Source organism: Eubacterium sp. AM46-8 (genome assembly GCF_003466705.1).
GTDB lineage: Bacteria > Bacillota > Clostridia > Lachnospirales > Lachnospiraceae > Lachnospira.
Map to the genome: position 1 here is coordinate 1 of NZ_QSEU01000009.1, position 19,740 is coordinate 19,740.

The 19,740-nt window shown below is 39.2% G+C and carries 15 protein-coding genes, 1 rRNA gene and 1 pseudogene; all 17 read right to left on the reverse strand.

Going from position 1 to position 19,740, the window contains the following annotated elements:
- Positions 1–62, reverse strand: a 16S ribosomal RNA gene (locus tag DW963_RS07330); the annotation flags it as partial.
- A gap of 602 nt (positions 63–664) precedes the next feature.
- Positions 665–5,197, reverse strand: coding sequence for a PolC-type DNA polymerase III (locus tag DW963_RS07335; RefSeq protein WP_199669366.1), 4,533 nt, complete (start codon positions 5,195–5,197; stop codon positions 665–667).
- A 5-nt stretch (positions 5,198–5,202) separates the two neighbouring features.
- Positions 5,203–6,258 carry a flavodoxin-dependent (E)-4-hydroxy-3-methylbut-2-enyl-diphosphate synthase gene (gene ispG, locus DW963_RS07340; RefSeq protein ID WP_117914706.1) on the reverse strand — a complete coding sequence of 352 codons (1,056 nt, stop codon included), beginning with the start codon at positions 6,256–6,258 and terminating at the stop codon, positions 5,203–5,205.
- A gap of 21 nt (positions 6,259–6,279) precedes the next feature.
- Complete coding sequence (gene rseP / locus DW963_RS07345) at positions 6,280–7,659, reverse strand: RIP metalloprotease RseP (protein ID WP_117914707.1); 1,380 nt, start codon at positions 7,657–7,659, stop codon at positions 6,280–6,282.
- A gap of 3 nt (positions 7,660–7,662) precedes the next feature.
- Positions 7,663–8,805, reverse strand: a complete 1,143-nt coding sequence (locus DW963_RS07350; RefSeq protein ID WP_117914709.1) for a 1-deoxy-D-xylulose-5-phosphate reductoisomerase — start codon at positions 8,803–8,805, stop codon at positions 7,663–7,665.
- 2 nt (positions 8,806–8,807) lie between these two features.
- Complete coding sequence (locus tag DW963_RS07355) at positions 8,808–9,623, reverse strand: phosphatidate cytidylyltransferase (RefSeq protein ID WP_243269387.1); 816 nt, start codon at positions 9,621–9,623, stop codon at positions 8,808–8,810.
- Positions 9,624–9,626: 3 nt separating this feature from the next.
- A complete protein-coding gene (gene uppS, locus DW963_RS07360) occupies positions 9,627–10,361 on the reverse strand; it encodes an undecaprenyl pyrophosphate synthase (RefSeq protein WP_117914713.1) in 735 nt (244 codons plus the stop codon).
- Between the two features lie 74 nt (positions 10,362–10,435).
- Entirely contained in the window at positions 10,436–10,987 is a 552-nt protein-coding gene (frr, locus tag DW963_RS07365; RefSeq protein ID WP_022097318.1) for a ribosome recycling factor, read from the reverse strand.
- 22 nt (positions 10,988–11,009) lie between these two features.
- The gene (gene pyrH / locus DW963_RS07370) at positions 11,010–11,714 is read right to left on the reverse strand and encodes a UMP kinase (RefSeq protein ID WP_012739092.1); all 705 of its coding nucleotides are present in this window, start codon (positions 11,712–11,714) and stop codon (positions 11,010–11,012) included.
- Between the two features lie 181 nt (positions 11,715–11,895).
- Positions 11,896–12,621 (reverse strand): translation elongation factor Ts, encoded by a 726-nt coding sequence (tsf, locus tag DW963_RS07375; RefSeq protein WP_286169157.1) that lies wholly within the window; start codon positions 12,619–12,621, stop codon positions 11,896–11,898.
- Entirely contained in the window at positions 12,534–12,977 is a 444-nt protein-coding gene (gene tsf / locus DW963_RS13650) for a translation elongation factor Ts (RefSeq protein WP_286169158.1), read from the reverse strand. Before tsf (DW963_RS13650) ends, tsf (DW963_RS07375) begins: the two co-directional genes overlap by 88 nt.
- Before the next feature lie 92 nt (positions 12,978–13,069).
- The gene (gene rpsB / locus DW963_RS07380) at positions 13,070–13,798 is read right to left on the reverse strand and encodes a 30S ribosomal protein S2 (protein WP_117914715.1); all 729 of its coding nucleotides are present in this window, start codon (positions 13,796–13,798) and stop codon (positions 13,070–13,072) included.
- 186 nt (positions 13,799–13,984) lie between these two features.
- Entirely contained in the window at positions 13,985–14,755 is a 771-nt protein-coding gene (gene codY / locus DW963_RS07385) for a GTP-sensing pleiotropic transcriptional regulator CodY (RefSeq protein WP_117914717.1), read from the reverse strand.
- A 48-nt stretch (positions 14,756–14,803) separates the two neighbouring features.
- Positions 14,804–16,879 (reverse strand): type I DNA topoisomerase, encoded by a 2,076-nt coding sequence (gene topA / locus DW963_RS07390; protein ID WP_117914719.1) that lies wholly within the window; start codon positions 16,877–16,879, stop codon positions 14,804–14,806.
- Positions 16,880–16,894: 15 nt separating this feature from the next.
- Positions 16,895–17,056 (reverse strand): DprA-like winged helix domain-containing protein, encoded by a 162-nt coding sequence (locus tag DW963_RS13980; RefSeq protein WP_243004213.1) that lies wholly within the window; start codon positions 17,054–17,056, stop codon positions 16,895–16,897.
- Positions 16,990–18,005, reverse strand: a pseudogene (dprA, locus tag DW963_RS13985) (DNA-processing protein DprA). Before dprA ends, DW963_RS13980 begins: the two are co-directional and overlap by 67 nt.
- A gap of 41 nt (positions 18,006–18,046) precedes the next feature.
- Positions 18,047–19,579 (reverse strand): YifB family Mg chelatase-like AAA ATPase, encoded by a 1,533-nt coding sequence (locus DW963_RS07405; protein WP_286169159.1) that lies wholly within the window; start codon positions 19,577–19,579, stop codon positions 18,047–18,049.
- Positions 19,580–19,740: the final 161 nt, after the last annotated feature.

The window sequence follows — 19,740 nt, forward strand, 5'->3', positions numbered from 1 at the left end:
ACTTGCATGTGTTAAGCACGCCGCCAGCGTTCATCCTGAGCCAGGATCAAACTCTCATAAAAAGTTTGCCTCGTCAGTTATAAACTAACTAGCTTAAATAGTTTTACCATCAAGCAGAATGCTTGATTGGACTTTACTGTTTAGGTTCGTGTATCTTTCGATACTCGCAAGATTCATTAATGAATCATTTTAAAATTCTCAAAGAATTTCAAGGTTGTCTTTCTATTCAGTTATCAAAGATCTATATCGCTCAAACCCAGTATTTATCTGGTGTTTTAAGTCTTATTTGTTACCGCTTACCGCGGCGACTTGTATATAATATCATCAGGTGCACACATTGTCAACAACTTTTTTCAAAAAGTTTCAAAAAAGTTTAATTTTTCTCAAATATCGACATTTAAGCAGAACTGACATGCCTGTGAAACCGCTTGTTTGCTGGCTTTCTGCACATTTACACTGTAATCAGAAAGCAAAGACCTACTATTATATTCTTACCATATCAATATTATAAGAAAAACACCCACTAATTCTGCTATCCGATAGCTTTTAGTAGGTGTTCGCCCCATAACACACCCAGTAATGCCCCGCAAAACATCACCGTAGCACATCCTCTTAACATATTTCCCCAGCCCAAGCCACCAGCACACTCAACGCAATTTCCCCATTACAGGTCAAACAGTGACAACTGGTTGCTGTCTGTCATATCTCCAAGTATTCCAAGCTCTGAAAGCTTATCAATCGCTGACTGTCCTATCTTGGCTCGCTGGCGTAAGTCATCCTTTGATAAGAATTCGCCATCTCTGGCGGCTATCTCTATTGACTCTCCGGCGACTTCACCTACCTTTGATATAACCTTGAATGATGGCATAATCTTTCCATCAATTATCTGGAATGTTCTTGCCTTTGCCTTATATATGTCTATAGGTGTGAATTCATAGCCTCTTGCATGCATTTCCTGAACAATACGCATTACACCAAGTTCATCTTCTTCTGTATTAGAGATTGTTCCTTCTGCTTTCTTGGCTTTGTACTCAGCAATGTAGTGTTCAAGCCTTACAGGACTCATAGCCATTTTCTCATAGTCAAATGCTGTGGCTCTTATACTAAAGTAAGCTGTGTAATATGCAAGCGGATAAAATACCTTACAGTATGCAACACGCCATGCCATCATAACATACGCTGCAGCATGTGCCTTAGGGAACATGTACTTGATTCGCTCGCATGACCATATATACCAGTCTGGTACACCATGGTCAATCATATCCTGCTTCCACTCCGGCCATTCTTTACATTTGCCGGATGCAACCTTACCCTTTCGGACCATTTCCATTATCTTAAATGATTCCTCTGAATCAAGTCCCTTCTGGATAAGATATATCATAATATCGTCTCGTGTACATATAGCTGTTGAAATAGTAGCTTTTCCTTCTTTAATAAGAGTCTGTGCATTGCCAAGCCATACATCAGTACCATGCGCAAGTCCTGCGATACGGACAAGGTCTGAGAAATACTGCGGCTTGGTATCCATAAGCATCTGCATAGCAAAGTCAGTACCAAATTCTGGTATTCCAAGTGCTCCTAACTTTGTGCCGCCTATATCCTCAGGCTTGATTCCTAGCGCAGAAGTGTTCTGGAACAGCGACATAACCTCTTTAGAATCAAGTGGAATCTCAAGAGGGTCAATTCCCGTTAAATCCTGTAACATTCGTATCATTGTAGGATCAAGATGTCCTAAGATATCAAGCTTTAACAGGTTGTGGTCAATACTATGGTAATCAAAATGTGTTGTTACTATAGATGTCGTCATATCATTTGCAGGGTGCTGTACCGGTGTAAATGAATGAATCTCTTCACCAATTGGAAGTACAACAATTCCACCAGGATGCTGTCCTGTAGTTCTTCTAATATCAATACAGCCTTCTGCTATTCGTTCTATCTCACATTTTCTCTTAACAATAGGAGGCTTGCCCTCAAGTGCATTCTTTGCTGACTTCTCTTCAAAATACTTCATAACGAAACCATACGCCGTCTTTTCTGCGACAGTACCGATAGTTCCGGCTTTGAAGGTCTGTCCTTTTCCAAAGATAACCTCTGTGTAGGCATGAGCCTTACTCTGGTATTCATTGGAGAAGTTAAGATCGATATCAGGCTCTTTGTTTCCCTTGAAACCAAGGAAAGTCTCGAACGGAATATCAAATCCCATCTTATTAAGCTTCGCTCCGCATTTTGGGCATATCTTATCAGGCATATCGCAGCCTGCGCCTCCGGCAAATGCTTTGACTTCATCTGAATAGAAATCATTATAGTAGCATTTTGGACACAGATAATGCGGGCTTAACGGATTAACCTCGGTGATACCCGCCATTGTTGCTGCTAATGAAGAACCAACCGAACCTCTTGAACCAACCAGATAACCGTCATCATTAGATTTCCATACAAGCTTCTGTGCAATTATGTACATAACGGAATATCCGTTAGAGATAATTGAGTTCAACTCTCGCTCTAATCGCTCAGTTACTATCTGTGGAAGCTCCGGACCATATATCTCATGAGCTCTATTTTCACAGATTGTACGAAGCATCTGGTCAGAGTTCTCAATGAACGGAGGACATTTATCCGGTCTTACAGGCTCAATCTCCTCACACATATCCATAATCTTATTAGTGTTGGTTACAACAACCTCGTATGCCTTGTCGCTTCCTAGATAATCACATTCATGAAGCATTTCTTCAGTAGTATGAAGATACAGCGGTGCCTGATTATCCGCATCATCAAAGCCTTTTCCTGCCATGATAATTCTACGGTACACTTCATCCTCTGGATTTAAGAAATGCACATCACAGGTTGCCACAACAGGCTTGCCGAATTTGTCACCAAGTTCTACTATTCTGCGATTCAGATTGCGCAAATCCTCCTCATTCTGGACATAACAATCCTCTTTCTCAATCATGAACCTGTTATTGCCAATTGGTTGTATCTCAAGATAGTCATAAAAATTAACTATTCGCGCTATCTCTGCTTCTGAACGACCATTTACAAGACTTCTGAAAAGCTCACCTGCCTCACACGCACTTCCTATAATAAGACCTTCCCTGTACTGGTTAACAAGACTCTTCGGTATCTTAGGGAATCTGTTAAAGTACTGCAAATGTGATGCAGAAACAAGTCTGTACAGATTAATCCTTCCCATCTCATTAGAAGCAAGAATTATACAGTGATACTGATGAAGCTTCTTGATGGCGTTCTCATCCATCTTACCTTCTTCATTAAGCTTATCAACATCCGGAATATCCCTGTCGTAAAGCATTTTAATCATCTTGACAAATATGTCTGCAGTCGCAGCAGCATCGTCAACCGCCCTGTGGTGGCTTTCAAGTACAACATTAAGATGCTTTGTAAGCGTATCCAGCTTATAATTATGAAGATTAGGCATAAGAAACTGTGCAAGAAGCACTGTGTCTATAATGGTAGTATCCACATTTATACCAATCTTCTCTGCCTTATTGATTATGAAGCTCGTATCGAATTCCGCATTATGTGCAACCATGACAGCTCCCTCGCAGAATTCAAGGAACTTAGGCAGAATCTCTTCTATCTTAGGTGCATTCATAACCATCTGGTCATTAATGTGAGTAAGCGTCTCAATTCTGAATGGGATAGGAATCTCAGGATTAACAAATGTAGAGAATCTGTCTACTATCTCACCATTGCACACCTTGACTGCACCTATCTCTATAATTCTGTCAACTTCCGCAGAAAATCCGGTTGTCTCAAGGTCGAACACAACATATGTATCGTTAAAGCTCTGTCCTCTCGGATTCGTTACAATCTGCTTGGTATCATCAACGAGATAAGCCTCGACTCCGTATATTATCTTAAAATCAAGCTTCTCACCCTTCTTAGCATAAGAGCCTTTGAGGTCGCTCATCGTATGGAATGCATCTGTAAATGCCTGAACAACACCGTGGTCAGTAATTGCAATTGCCTTATGTCCCCATCTGATTGCCTGTTTGATAATATCAGATACATAAGACACACCATCCATATCACTCATCTTGGTATGACAGTGCAGCTCAACTCTCTTATGAAGTGCGAGGTCATTACGCACCTGTCTTGTATCAGAGCCTTTTCTTATGCCCCACACATTGGCAATTGATATTTCCTGGTCGTACTTGTCAAATGTAGCATTTCCCTTAATCTTTAAGAAATTTCCCTTCTTGATAACCCCTGAAAGCTCCGGTACCTGCTCATTTTTTGCAAATACCTTTACTGTAATTGTGTCTGTAAAATCTGTCACGTTGAACATAATAATAGTTCTTTCGTTACGGATTTCACGCATTTCCACATTACGGACCATACCAGAGATAATAACATCTCCGATTGCTGTATCTATCTGTTCAATCGGTGTTACATCACCGTCAAAATCTCTTCCATATAAAACATCTTCGTTAGCAGGCTTTCGGCTGTATGTCTTAAGCTCTTCCCTGCCCCTGTTATCGCTTGCAAAAAATGCTGCTCTTGCCGCCTTCTGCCTGGCTGCTGTCTCAGCTTTCTTTGCTGCCTTCTGTTCAGAGGTAAGCTTCTTATCATCCCTGCCGTCAGCATTATCTTCTGCTGCCGCCTTTATATTATTCTCAATTTCTTTGACACGAAGATTAATCTTGTATGCATTTTCTCTCTCGTACTGGCTTTCCTTCTTCTTAGCATACTGATACTCTACATCTATCTCAAACCCGAATCTGTTCAGGAATATTTTCTTGAAATAATCCGTCAGTGTATCCGCATACTGATGCGCAAGAAAACTGTCCTCAATCGTGAATACAAGCATATCCTCTTTCTCGAACTCCCACTGGGAATTCTTTAAAAGATTATATTCAAGTGTCCAGTATTTCTCCAGCTCTGCTAAGATACTATCATAATATATATCCATTACAGTCTGTGGCGTATACTGTGCTGATAAAACATATCTGTCGATAATCCGCACATCCATGTTAGAAATACGAAATATCTGCTTCTTTAATGCATCCTCAACCTTGAATATTATTGGTTTTTCTATTACCCTGTCACTCTTTATATAAACGCGTGCCAGAGAATTGGTCGATGTTTTCGAGACTTTAGTTACTTCAACATTCTCAAAATACACCGCCAGATCCTCTGGCAGCTTCAGCGTCTTAAACACTTCAAAAAATCTGTACATATGTATCACTCATTCCAATTATCAAGTTCATACCTTAGTGTATCAAGAAGTTCCTCTTCTGGAACCTTCTTAATAATCTCTCCATGTTTAATAAGTACTCCGCAGCCGTCACCGCCTGCAATTCCAAGATCAGCTTCCTTTGCTTCTCCCGGTCCGTTAACTACACAGCCCATTACAGCAAGCTTCAAGTCAAGGTCATACCCAGAAACCATTTTCTCAACTTTTCCTGCAAGGTCTATAAGATTAATTCTTGTTCTTCCGCATGTAGGGCATGAAACAACTTCTATTCCGCCTTTTCTTAAGCCCAGAGTCTTAAGTATCAGTTTTGCAGCCTCTATTTCCCTTACAGGATCATCTGTAAGAGAAACTCTTATTGTGTCGCCAATTCCCTGATTCAGTATAAGACCAAGTCCTATTGATGACTTAATGCTTCCTGAGAATATTGTTCCAGACTCAGTAATTCCAACATGAAGCGGATGATTAGTCTGTTTTGCAATAAGCTCATGTGCTTTAACACACATCATCACATCAGAAGATTTGATGCTGACAACAAGATTATCATAACCTAAGTCTTCAATAATCTTAACCTTGTCAAGTGCGCTCTCAACGATTCCCTCTGCTGTTACTCCGCCATATTTCTCAATAAGGTCTTTCTCAAGTGAACCGCTGTTGACACCAACCCTGATTGGTATATTTCTTTCCTTTGCAACATCAACAACAGCCTTTATCTTGTCTGTTCCACCGATATTGCCCGGATTGATTCTAATCTTGTCAGCCCCATTCTCCATTGCCATAATAGCCATCTTGTAGTCAAAATGTATATCAGCAACAAGAGGTATCTCTATCTGCTTCTTTATCTCTTTGATTGCAAGTGCAGCTTCTTTAGTTGGAACTGTGCATCTGATTATTTCACAACCGGCTTTGGTAAGTGCCTTAATCTGCGCAACCGTAGCCTCAACATCTTCCGTATGTGTATTAGTCATTGACTGTATAAGAATAGGATTGCCACCGCCAATCATGCGGTTTCCTATCTTAACAACTTTAGTATTATCTCTGTACATAACCCCTGTGTCCTTTCTGTATTAGAACAATGCCATTATATCTTTAAGCAATACAACAATCATAAGTATAACAAGAAGTATCATACCTATGAAATTAACAATTCCTTCATGCTCTCTCTTAACCGGCTTGCCTCTTAATGCCTCTATTATAAGGAATACAAGTCTGCCTCCGTCAAGTGCCGGAATTGGCAATAGATTCATAACTCCTAAGTTGGCACTGATAAGTGCTGCAAGATTCATAAGATTAAGGAAAACATAAAATGCACCATCTGCCTTACTTTCTTCAACAATCTCACTCATTGTGCTGACAGTTCCAACTGGTCCTAACAATGAATTAAATCCAATTTTTCCTGTAAATAACATTCCAAGACTCTGAATTACAGTCTTGACACTGTATCCGACTTCCTCCACTGAATACTTAAGCGTACCAATAGGAGAAGTCTTTACTCTGTCTCCATATACAACAAAGCCTGTATCATAACTTTCAACTTCAACCATCTTAGGCTCAACTGTCACATCAACATTTTTTCCATCTCTTGCAACCGTGAATACAACCTTATTGCCGCCGCTTGATGTAATAGCTTCTGTCACATTGGAACTATTCTCCATTGCAGTGCCATCAACTGCTTTGATAACATCATTAGCTTTAAGTCCAGCCTTTTCAGCCGGAGAATCCTTAGTAACAGAACTTATGAGACAATTCTCATTCATCATAATTCCAACCTGATACTTCTGCTGCTTAATATGCTGCGGAGTAACAGTTGTTGTCATCTTTTCACCGTCTCTTGTAAATGTTATGTTAAGAGTCTTATCTGCATTATAAGCCCTGTAGAAATAAAAATCCCTGTAAAATGTTACCTTATGTCCATTAACCTTAGTTATGACATCACCTTCCTGAAGCCCTGCTTCTGTGGCTGGCGAATTATCTTTAACAACGTCAATGTCACATGGATCATAGCCAAGACTTCCGACAATAACTACTGCACACACGAAAGCAAGAAGGAAATTAAATACCGGACCTGCTGCTATAACAGCAATTCTTGCCCAGACTGATTTGCTTGCAAATGACTTTTCCATATCATAACCATTCTCGATAGCAAGCTTTCTTTTCTTAGCTTCCTTCTCTTCATCCGTAAGTTCTTCGTCATCATCTTCTTCTGACTGTATAACACTCATCTCAAGAAACTCATCACCAAGCATCGTACATGCACCGCCAAAAGGAAGCGCTTTAATACAATATTCCGTCTCACCTTTTCTGAAATGTATCAGCTTCGGTCCGAATCCGATTGAGAATTCAACTACAGTTATGCCATTAGCCTTAGCTATTATAAAATGTCCGAATTCATGGACAATAACAATTATACTAAGTACAAGAATCGCCAGAATAACATTAAGAACCAACTCCTACCACCTGCTTTCTATCATGTCTGTTACTATCTTCTGTGTAGAGAGAATCTGCTCTACTGTTGGATTATTGATATAATCAACTTCATTCATGGCGTATTCTATAATATCCGGAATATCCAGATATTTTATCTTTCTGTCTAAAAATCTAGCTACAGCTACTTCGTTAGCTGCATTAAGTGCAGTCGGGATGTTGCCTCCACGCGCTGCTGCCTCGTAAGCAAGCTTAAGTCCCTTGAAAGTCTCCATATCCGGCTTTTCAAATGTAATCTTAGCCAGTTCATAGAAATCAAGTCTTTCTGTGTTAAGCTCTCTTCTTTCAGGATAATAAAGAGCATACTGTATAGGAAGTCTCATATCAGGACTTCCAAGCTGTGCCATAACAGCTCCATCCTTGAATTCAACCATTGAATGGATTATGCTCTGTGGCTGGACTATAACCTGAACCTTCTCGGCAGGTACTCCAAAAAGCCACTGTGCCTCCATCACCTCAAGTCCTTTATTAACCATTGTAGAAGAATCTATTGTTATCTTGCGTCCCATAGCCCAGTTAGGATGCTTAAGTGCATCCTCTAACTGTACATTTTCAAGGTCAGCTCTTTTCTTTCCTCTGAATGGACCACCAGAAGCTGTAAGAAGAATCTTCTCTATCTCACCACGGTTCTCACCGTTAAGGCACTGGAATATTGCTGAATGTTCGCTGTCAACAGGATATATATTAACATTACATTCCTTAGCAAGACTCATAATAATATGACCAGCACACACAAGTGTCTCTTTATTAGCAAGTGCAATGTCCTTATGTGCCTTGATAGCTTCAACTGTAGGTGTAATTCCCATCATACCTACAACCGCTGTGACAACAATTTCTGCACTCTCAATTGTTGCAGCCTCAATAAGACCTTCGTCACCACTTACAATCTTAACATCCATATCACCGATAAGAGTCTTTAACTCTGAAACAAGTTCTTCTTTACCTATACATACAAGCTGTGGCTTGAATTCACGGACCTGTTCTGCAAGGTCAGCAACCCTTGTGCCCGCTGCAAGTGCAACTACGTTAATATCAGCATTTCTTCTAATAACATCTAATGTCTGTGTTCCAATTGAACCAGTTGAACCAAGTATCGAAACGTTCTTCATTATCAACCTCCAAAGACTTTGTTAATAACCTCTATTGACCAATAAACAACAGGTGCAGTGAATATAGCACTGTCGAATCTGTCCATAATTCCGCCATGTCCCGGTATTAACTTTCCATAGTCTTTCACATCATGATTTCTCTTAATAGCAGATGCAGCCAGGTCTCCGAATATAGACAGGAATGCACCTATGAAGCTGGCTATTGCAAATGTATATACAGGATGTACAAGTACATCTGACATCTTAGAGCTTATGGCAAATCCATATCCAAAGCCAAGAAGTGTAGCACCGACAACTCCTCCTATTGCACCCTCGTAAGTCTTCTTAGGTGAAAGCTTTGGAGTCATCTTATGCTTTCCAAGAAATACACCTGTGAAATATGCACATGTATCATTGCCCCATGAAGACACGAATATAAGCCATACGATATATATTCCGTCCTGCAGCATTCTTACCTGATAGATATAAGAAAGTGTTACAGCAACATATACTATACTGAAGAATACCCACATAACATCTTCTGTCTTATATTTTGGAAATGTAAATACATAAACTGACATCATAAGTAAGCATGAAGCTACAAGAAGCAATAAAATATATGCTGGATCATTAAGCAAAAGAATAAAATAATAAGTAATTGCCGCTATATATCCTACAACTGCCAGTCCTGTCTTCTCAAGCTTCTTAACTTTAATAAGCTCATACATTCCAACAAGTGAAATAAACAGACTGAACCCGAATGTAACCCAGCCTCCGAAATACAGGCATGTGAAAAGTATGACTATGAGCACAGCTCCGCTCATAATTCTTGTACGCATAATCTACTCCTCCTTAACTCCGCCGAATCTTCTTTCCGTCTTATTGTATTTCTCAAATGCTTTAATAAGTTCTTCCCTGTCAAAATCAGGCCAGAAAATATCTGTGAAATAAAATTCTGTATAAGCAAGCTGCCAGCACAGATAATTAGACAATCTCTGTTCACCGCTTGTTCTTATAAGTAAATCTGGATCTGGCAATTCCCATGTATCAAGATTGTTACTTATTGTATCTTCATCTATATCTTCAGGCTTAAGACTTCCTTCTGATACCTTTCCAGCAATCTTTCTTACCGCTCTTGTTATCTCATCTCTTCCACCATAATTAATGGCTATAGTAAAATTAAGCCCTGTATTATTCTTGGTTTTCTCTTCGAGATTATTGATACTGTCTATAATATCCTGGCTGAGTTCATCTTTTCTTCCAATAACTCTGCATCGCACATTATTCTTCATGGATTTCTTAACACAATCCTTAAGATAAGTTCTTAAGATTCCCATAAGAGTACTTACTTCTTCTGTTGAACGTTTCCAGTTCTCTGTTGAAAAAGCATATACAGTAAAATACTTTACACCAAGCTCATCTACGACATAAAGCATATCTTCAACAACTTTGCTTCCCTGCACATGTCCCATTGTTCTTGGGAGATGTCTTTTCTTAGCCCATCTTCCATTACCATCAAGAATAACGGCAACATGCCCCGGAATCTTTAATCCGAGACTCTCGTTAAATGTATCCATATCTATGATTCCTCTCGCAATTCATTCAATTACAAAAAGGCTGTTGTAAAATATCCAACAGCCCTGACATTTTCTTAAACTGTAAGTATCTCTTTAGTCTTATCATCTATAGCACTATCAATCATAGCAATATACTTATCAGTAATCTTCTGAATTTCATCCTCTGAATTCTTAGCTTCATCATCAGAGATATCTCCTGCCTTGTTCTCTTTCTTTATTGCATCGTTGGCATCTCTTCTGATATTACGGATAGCAACCTTGGCATTATCGCCCTTCTTCTTGATATCCTTAGCAAGTTCTTTTCTTCTGTCTTCTGTTAATTCAGGGAACACAAGTCTGATTGTCTTACCATCATTGTTAGGTGTAAGTCCTAAATCTGAAACAAGAATTGCTTTCTCAATGTCCTTGATAAGGCTTGCTTCCCAAGGCTGAATCTGAATCATTCTTGCTTCTGGTACAGAAACATTAGCAACCTGCTGGATTGGTGTAGGTGTTCCATAATAATCAACTCTTAATCTGTCAAGAATATGTGGGTTAGCTCTTCCTGCTCTTATTGTTACATATTCTTCCTTTAAGTTGTCAACTGACTTCTGCATTCTTCCTTCAATATCTTTAATATTTTCCATAAAATCCTCCATTAATATTATATTAATCAACAGTTACTACTGTTCCATTAAACTTTCCTGATAAAGCATTAACTATGCTGTTCTCTTCTTCGAGTCCGAATACCATAAGAGGCATCTTATTCTCCATACACATAACTGAAGCTGTCATATCAATAACTCCAAGCTTCTTCTCAACAACTTCGTTGATTGAGATTGTATCATACTTCTTAGCCTCCGGGTTAATCTTAGGATCACTGTCATATATTCCATCAATTGCCTTTGCAAGAAGAATAGCATCTGCATCAAGCTCAATAGCTCTTAAGACAATTCCTGTATCTGTTGAGAAATATGGATGACCTGTTCCACCTGCAAAGAATACAACCATGCCTTTCTCGAAATACTTATTAGCTCTGTCCTTAGAAAAAAGCTTTGTCATGCTTCCGCATTCGAATGGTGTGAGAATATTAGTCTTAAGTCCCTGTGAACGGAATATCTCTGAAACATATATGCAGTTCATAATTGTTGCAAGCATACCTATCTGGTCAGCCTTAGTTCTGTCGATATTATCATTAGAACGGCCTCTCCAGTAGTTACCACCACCAATAACTACACCAACATCTGTTCCTTTATCAACTATTGTCTTAACCTGATTAGCAATATTCTCTATAAGCTCATCATTGTAGCCGCCCTCTTTCTTAGCAAGAGCCTCGCCACTAAGTTTAAGTATTACTCTTTTAATGTTATCCATACGTGCCTCCAGTTATTAATTGATATCCTATAATGTCATATATTGATGATTATAGCATATAACTGTCAAATATAGAAGTCTTAAATCTCTGTTATATTCCAAAAAATCCTCCAGAGTCCAATATCAAACTCCGGAGGATTGTTAATACTCACCGTATATTATAATTGATTATAATTATATATTACTTTAACTGAGCTGCAACTTCTGCTGCAAAATCTTCGTTCTTCTTCTCAAGACCTTCACCTGTCTCAAAACGAACGTATCCCTTAACTGTGAAAGCACCGTTAGCCTTAGCAACTTCTGCAAGATACTTAGTAACTGACTGCTTTCCATCTTCAGCCTTAACATAAGCCTGATCCATAAGGCAGATTTCCTTAAGCTGCTTAGATACACGGCCTTCTACTAATCCGTTGAAAATCTTATCTGCCACGATATTAGCCTCATCAGCTAATGCAAGCTCTGCTAACTGTGCAGCTGCTTCCTTTGAAAGGAAGTTGAATAAGTACTGCATGTTGCTCTTATGCTCTTCGTATGTTGCAATATCAGCATCGCTCCATACCTTATCGTTAATAGCCTTATCAATTAACTTGTTTAAGATTGGCTTTGGAAGAGAAGCTGGATCATTTAATGCACTCTTCTCTGTAATCTCTCTTAACTTAGCAAGTTCATCTGCTGACATATCGTTTCTGCTAAGATACTGTGGGTTCATAGCTGCAATCTGCATTGCTACGTTAGTAAGTGCTTCCTTGATTGCATCATTAGAAGCGCCATCTGCTGCAACAAGAACACCAATTCTTCCGCCACCGTGAATATATGAAGCTACACAATCACCTGTAATCTTCTGGAATCTTCTGATAGAAAGCTTCTCACCGATTGTAAGAGTCTTCTCTTCAAGTTCTGACTGCATATCAAGGATAGCGCATACATCTTCGCCATCTCCAGCCTTATCAACTGAAGCCTTAAGTGCTTGTCAGCAACAGCCTGTACAAATTCCTGGAATGTAGCGTTCTTAGCTACGAAATCTGTCTCTGAGTTAACTTCTACTACAACTGCTGTATTGCCTTCAGATGCAACTCTTGTAATACCTTCTGCTGCAATTCTTCCTGCCTTCTTCTCAACCTTAGCTGCTCCGCTCTTTCTAAGAACATCAACAGCTGCTTCCATATCACCATTTGTCTCTGTAAGAGCCTTCTTACACTCCATCATACCTGCGCCAGTAGACTCTCTAAGTTCTTTAACCATTGCTGCTGTAACTGCTGCCATTATCATATCCTCCAATAAATAATAATTTTAAAAATGCTTCAACCTGAACTTGCAGGCTGAAGCATACATAAACTTAAGTCGTTGCTTAAATATTAAGCTTCCTCAGCTACTTCTTCCTCTACAGCTGGAGCTGCTTCTTCACCCTGATTAGCTTCGATAACTGCATCAGCCATCTTAGATACGATTAACTTAACAGCTCTGATAGCATCATCATTACCAGGGATTACATAATCTAATTCATCTGGATCACAGTTAGTATCTGCAATACCGATTAACTTGATACCAAGTGCATGTGCTTCCTGAACACAGATTCTTTCCTTCTTAGGATCAACGATGAAGATTGCATCTGGGAGCTTCTTCATTTCCTTGATACCGCCAAGGTTCTTCTGAAGCTTCTCAAGTTCCTTCTTAAGGTTGATAACTTCCTTCTTAGGAAGAACATCAAATGTTCCATCTTCCTGCATTGTCTCGATTTCCTTAAGCTTTGCAATTCTGCTCTGGATTGTCTTGAAGTTAGTAAGCATACCGCCTAACCATCTCTCATTAACATAGAACATTCCACAACGCTCTGCCTCAGTAGCGATAGCATCCTGAGCCTGCTTCTTAGTACCTACGAAAAGGATTGTACCACCTTCAGCAGCAATATCAGAGATTGCCTTGTAAGCCTCGTCAACCTTACCTACAGACTTCTGTAAGTCAATGATATGGATACCATTTCTCTCTGTGTAGATGTACTCAGCCATCTTAGGATTCCATCTTCTTGTCTGATGTCCGAAATGAACACCTGCCTCAAGTAACTGTTTCATTGAAATTACGCTCATTTTAATACCTCCATTGGTTAATTAATCTTTTGCAAGCTTCATCTTTTGCGGCCACCGGCGCGTATACCGGCACCAGCCGTAAAATCCACCTGCATGTTTTTTCACACAAAGCGTATTATATCAAAGCATTAATTATATTGCAAGTACTTTTTATTCAATATTATTACAATATTTAATGCATTAATATCAGTTGTCTATCTTTCTTAATTCATCAAACACAGCTTCATTAAGTACTTTAATCTTAGTTCCTTTCATTCCTGAAGACCTGGTCGATATAACACCTGCACTGTCGAACTTCTTTAACGCATTAACAATAACAGAACGTGTAATTCCTGTATTGTCTGCTATACGGCTTGCAACAAGAAGCCCTTCTGTTCCATCCAGCTCTGCAAACACAGCTTTGATTGCCTGAAGTTCTGATGCTGACAATGTCTTTATCGCCGACTTGACGATTTTCTTATTACGCTCATCTTCTGCATTCTCGTTGCTTACAGAATTCATCATCTCAAGACCAACTACTGTTGCACCATACTCGCAGAGAATAATGTCATCAATATCATAATCAGCTATACATTTGTACATGAATAATGTACCAAGACGTTCTCCTGCGATATCTACAGGTGCTATCAGAGCCTTGAACTTACGTTCATTGCCACTTGAGAATCCAAGTGTTAGCAGATTGACGTTCTCTTTAGTAGATAATACACCAAGAAGTCTTTCATTAAGCATTTTATCCACAAATCCGCCTACATCAGCAGTTATTAATTCTCCTATCTTATCTATGCCACTATATACAGCTGCTCCAAGAATCTTACCCTTCTGGCTTATTACCATAATATTAGACTCAAGAATCCCACTTAACACCTCACAGATATCATTAAACTCAACTCTGTCTGAATGATTATTGTGGAGCAGCTTGTTGATTTTTCTCGTTTTATCGAGAAGCTGAACACTCATTGTAAATCTCCCATTCTTCTAAAACAACAATTTCATGTATTTCATGTACTATTGTTCTTTATCATTCTTAGCTTCTACATAGCCACATGTTTCATCAGCACACACAAGCTTATTACCCTTCTCTATCATATAACCGCCGCACTTAGGACACTTTTTATCTGATGGTCTCTGCCATGAAACGAAATCACATTCAGGATATCCCTCACATCCGTAGAACATTCTTCCCTTCTTAGTCTTCTTAAGTATAACATCCTTACCACACTTAGGACATGCAACACCTATCTTCTCAAGATAAGGCTTAGTATTATGACACTCTGGAAAACCAGGGCATCCTAAAAACTTGCCATGTGGACCATATTTAATGACCATATTTCTTCCACATTTGTCACAGATAACATCAGTTACTTCATCTTCAATCTTAACATGCTCAAGCTCCTTCTCAGCCTCATCAATAGCTATCTTAAGGTCTGGATAGAAGTTTCTTATTATCTCTTTCCACTCAACAGTTCCTTCGGCAACACCATCAAGCAATGATTCCATATTAGCTGTGAACTTAACGTCTACAATAGTAGGGAAAGCTGTCAGCATTATATTATTAACTGCATTACCAAGCTCTGATATATAAAGATTCTTATTCTCTTTGATAACATAATGTCTTGCAATAATTGTAGATATTGTAGGTGCATAAGTACTTGGTCGTCCAATCCCCTGCTCCTCTAATGCCTTTACTAAAGAAGCTTCTGTAAAATGTGCCGGTGGCTGTGTAAAATGCTGTATTCCATTAACATCATCAAGCGTAAGCACTGAATTCTCATCCAAGCCCTTAGCAAGAGTATTAGTTGCTTCAGCATCATCTTCATTCTTATATACTGACATAAAACCATCAAACATAACCTTAGAAGCTGCTACAGTGAATATATATTCTCCTGCTGCAATTCTTACAGATGTTGTCTCATATACAGCCGGTGCCATCTGGCTCGCAACAAATCTCTTCCAGATAAGCTGGTATAATCTGAACTGGTCTCTCTGTAAAGATTCCTTTACAACTGCCGGTGAAAGTGTCAGGTCAGTTGGTCTTATTGCTTCGTGTGCATCCTGAATCTTCTTATCATCCTTCTTAGCACTAACTTGCTGTGGAAGATACTTCTCCCCATAATTCTCGCCGATGTATTCTTTAGATGATACTTTTGCCTCATCTGCAACCCTTGTAGAATCAGTTCTTAAATATGTGATAAGACCTATAGTGCCTCTGCCTTTAATATCAACACCTTCATAGAGCTGCTGTGCAATATTCATAGTTCTCTTAGTTGACATATTAAGAGTCTTGGCAGCTTCCTGCTGAAGTGTACTTGTTGTAAATGGCAATGGTGACTTCTTAACCTTCTCGCTCTTCTTAATACTCTCTATTCCGAAATCACTCTTCTTAACCTTATCAAGAATCTTCTGCATCTGTTCCTGATTGCTGATGTCTATCTTTCCATTCTTATCACCATAGAACTTAGCAACAAGCGGTTTCTTCTCACCCTTAATATTAAGAGTTGCCTCCATAGACCAGTATTCTTCTGGAATAAATGCATCTATTTCATTCTCTCTGTCACATATCATTCTCAAAGCAACAGACTGGACACGTCCGGCACTAAGACCTCTTTTAATCTTAGCCCATAAAAGTGGACTTATACCATAACCAACAACGCGGTCAAGCACTCTTCTTGCCTGCTGTGCATCAACAAGATTCATATCAATCTTTCTTGCTTCTTTAAGAGAAGCCTTAACAGCATTCTTAGTAATCTCGTTAAATGTTATTCTGTATATATCTTTATCTTCTAACTTAAGTGCCGCTGCAAGATGCCATGAAATAGCTTCTCCTTCGCGGTCGGGATCGGTTGCGAGATATACTTTATCTGCTTTCTTTGCTTCCTTTCTTAAAGCTGCAAGTATATCACCTTTTCCCCTGATAGTAATATACTTAGGTTCATAATCATGTTCAATATCTACACCCATCTGGCTTTTAGGAAGATCTCTTACATGTCCCTGTGATGCCATTACCTTGTAGTTCGCCCCAAGGAATTTACTGATAGTCTTAACCTTGGCAGGTGACTCCACTATAACCAAATACTTATGCATTAATAGCCCTCCAAATCAAATATGCTTCCTTATATAATAATTCTTAGAAATTTCTTCTATAAGTCCATCCAACTCCAATTCAAGCAGAATCCCCTCCGCCTCTACAAGACTTATTCCAGAATTATTAATAATTGTCTCCAGACTGACTGGAAACAAATTGATTTGACTATACACCATATTTTAGGCGTTGCAAGCCCTGATTTTTTAAAACCATCATCAAATATACTGTTAGTATTCAAATCATTTCTTTTATCATCAGTAATCTGGCGTCTATTATAATAAAGTTCAATTGACTTTGTGGCCATAATATCCATTGGGGAAGTAATAACCTGAGCCCCTTCTTTTATAAGTTTAAGACAACCTTCTGACAATGCATCACCAATTCGTCCGGGGACAACATATACATCCCTGTTCTGTTCCAAAGCCTGATCCGCCGTTATAAGTGAACCGCTTTTCTGTCTTGCTTCAACAACAACCAGTGCATCAGCCATAGCACTTATTATCCTGTTTCTCATAGGAAATAATCCTGCCCTTGGTGCGGTACCCGGTGGATACTCCGAAATGATTCCTCCGCAATCATTCAGATGTGTATATAATTCAATATTAGTCCTCGGATAACATATATCAACTCCACAGCCAAGAACGGCAAGACTATAGCTCCATTCTTAATTGCACCTTTCTGTGCAGCTGCATCTATTCCAAGTGCCATCCCGCTTATAACCTGCAGTCCCATTCCTGCAAAGCTCTCTCCAAAATGCTGTGCAACCATCCTGCCATATTCTGTACAGTTACGCGCTCCAACAATAGCAACTGACGGCTTATCTGTGTCAGGCAGCTTTCCTTTATAATACAGAATATATGGATAATCATATATATTAAGCAGCTTATCCGGATAATTAATGTGTCCCGGATATGTGAATCTTATCCCCTGCCTTTCCAGATCAGAATACTGCCTGTATACATAATCATCTTTCCGTGATTCTTTAATTGCTATAATATCAGTCTGCCTTATATCTTTTACACTCTCCAATAATCTGTCAGAAGCCTTATATATCTCCTCTGGTGTGTCAAACACAGCAAAAAGTTTCTTAAGTTTTGCATTAGATATCCCAACAATATTATTCACCCAATACCAATAATAATCTTCTCTCAATACTTCTCTCCCATTTAATGAATTGCAATTTCCGGTATTCCCCGGTAATAAAACGCTTCACTGATATTAGCTGAGCTAATCTTATCATTCCCCTCAATATCAGCAATTGTTCTTGCTGTCTTTAATATCTTATGATATCCTCTGGCGGTTATATGTTTTCTTGTAAATATACGTTCTATTAACTGTTCTTCCTCTTTTCCAAGTCCACAGAATTCCTCAATCTCCTTTCCACCCATCTGTGAATTGTACATAATATCCCTGCCATTAAACCTCTTAATCTGAGCAGCTCTGGCTCTGTCAACTGCCTGCTTCATATATGAAGAATCAAGAGTATCACCATTATTCTTATCCCCTAACTGCTCATAACCAATCTCCTCTGTCTTAATACACATATCAAATCTGTCCCACAGTGGCATGCTTATTTTCCCCATAAATCTTTTAACTTCCTGTTCAGAACAGTTACACCTGTTTCTGTCCGGGTAATAACCACATTTGCAGGGATTCATAGCTCCTACAAGCATAAAATCTGCTGGATATGTATAAGACCTTCCCATTCTTACAATAGTAATGTTCCTGTCTTCTAACGGCTGTCTTAACCCTTCTAGTATATCCGGCTTGAATTCAGTCATCTCATCAAGAAACAGCACCCCTTTCCCGGCAAGCGTTATCTCTCCCGGTCTTGGGTACATTCCACCGCCAAAGAATGCACTTCTTGTCACATTATGATATGGAGCCCGAAAAGGTCTTTCTTTCATTAATCCACCACAATCTCCAAGCTGCCCCGCAACACTGTATATATTAGTAAGTTCCAGTTTCTCTTCAAATGTCATATCCGGCATAATTGTTGGTATCCGCTTTGCCATCATAGTTTTACCGCTCCCCGGAGGTCCCATATACATAATATTATGCATGCCAGCAACAGCTATCATAGTAGCCCTCTTGGCAGCGTGCTGTCCCCTGATATCAGCATAATCAAGTGCCGCACATCTGTTAAACATACTTTTATCTGATGTAGCATTTTCTTCATTATCTATAATACCATCGTTAATATATCTGACTGCATTTCTTAAGCTGTCAGCAGCTATTACATGCATGGAATCAACAATCTTTCCCTCATTAACATTAATATCCGGTATAAGTATCTTCTCAATGCCTTCTTCTTTCGCTGCACATACACAGGGCAATACACCTCTCACACCGTTAATGCTTCCATCCAGACTCAATTCACCAAGAACTACTGTCTTATCAAGATTAACCTCATCAACCAGTCCATTAGCCGCAAGAATCGCCAAAGCAATAGGCAGGTCAAACCCTGTTCCACTTTTTCTTATATCAGCCGGAGAAATATTAACAACAATCCTCTGCGGCGGCAGTTCATAACCCGAATTACGGATAGCAACCTTTACTCTCTCCCTTGCCTCCTTCACTTCATTGCTTAAGAAACCACTCATCTCAAAGCTTGGAAGTCCATTCCCCACATCAACTTCCACATGCACAATCTCAGTCTTTAGCCCATGTAAAACACCACTCAATACGCTACTGTACAATAAATATCACTTCCTCTTCTTGTTAATTTAGTTATATTTTAATTCTGTCGCTATGTTCCACTCTCGTATACAATAGCAATTATAAATATATATACATTGTAAAAAATATCCAATCGAACCGTTCTTATATATCTTTGATTCGATTGGATTGTCTCATCTGT

Coding starts and splice junctions, on each gene's coding strand:
- ispG (WP_117914706.1), bottom strand. CDS start 6,258: ATGTACAGAGATAATACTAAAGTTGTTAAGATAGGAAACCGCATGATT.
- uppS (WP_117914713.1), bottom strand. CDS start 10,361: ATGGATACATTTAACGAGAGTCTCGGATTAAAGATTCCGGGGCATGTT.
- rpsB (WP_117914715.1), bottom strand. CDS start 13,798: ATGAGCGTAATTTCAATGAAACAGTTACTTGAGGCAGGTGTTCATTTC.
- tsf (WP_286169157.1), bottom strand. CDS start 12,621: ATGCAGTCAGAACTTGAAGAGAAGACTCTTACAATCGGTGAGAAGCTT.
- DW963_RS07335 (WP_199669366.1), bottom strand. CDS start 5,197: ATGTACAGATTTTTTGAAGTGTTTAAGACGCTGAAGCTGCCAGAGGAT.
- codY (WP_117914717.1), bottom strand. CDS start 14,755: ATGAGTGTTCAGCTTCTCGATAAAACGAGAAAAATCAACAAGCTGCTC.
- DW963_RS07350 (WP_117914709.1), bottom strand. CDS start 8,805: ATGAAGAACGTTTCGATACTTGGTTCAACTGGTTCAATTGGAACACAG.
- tsf (WP_286169158.1), bottom strand. CDS start 12,977: ATGGCAGCAGTTACAGCAGCAATGGTTAAAGAACTTAGAGAGTCTACT.
- frr (WP_022097318.1), bottom strand. CDS start 10,987: ATGGAAAATATTAAAGATATTGAAGGAAGAATGCAGAAGTCAGTTGAC.
- DW963_RS07355 (WP_243269387.1), bottom strand. CDS start 9,623: ATGCGTACAAGAATTATGAGCGGAGCTGTGCTCATAGTCATACTTTTC.
- topA (WP_117914719.1), bottom strand. CDS start 16,879: ATGCATAAGTATTTGGTTATAGTGGAGTCACCTGCCAAGGTTAAGACT.
- pyrH (WP_012739092.1), bottom strand. CDS start 11,714: ATGGATAACATTAAAAGAGTAATACTTAAACTTAGTGGCGAGGCTCTT.
- DW963_RS13980 (WP_243004213.1), bottom strand. CDS start 17,056: ATGGTGTATAGTCAAATCAATTTGTTTCCAGTCAGTCTGGAGACAATT.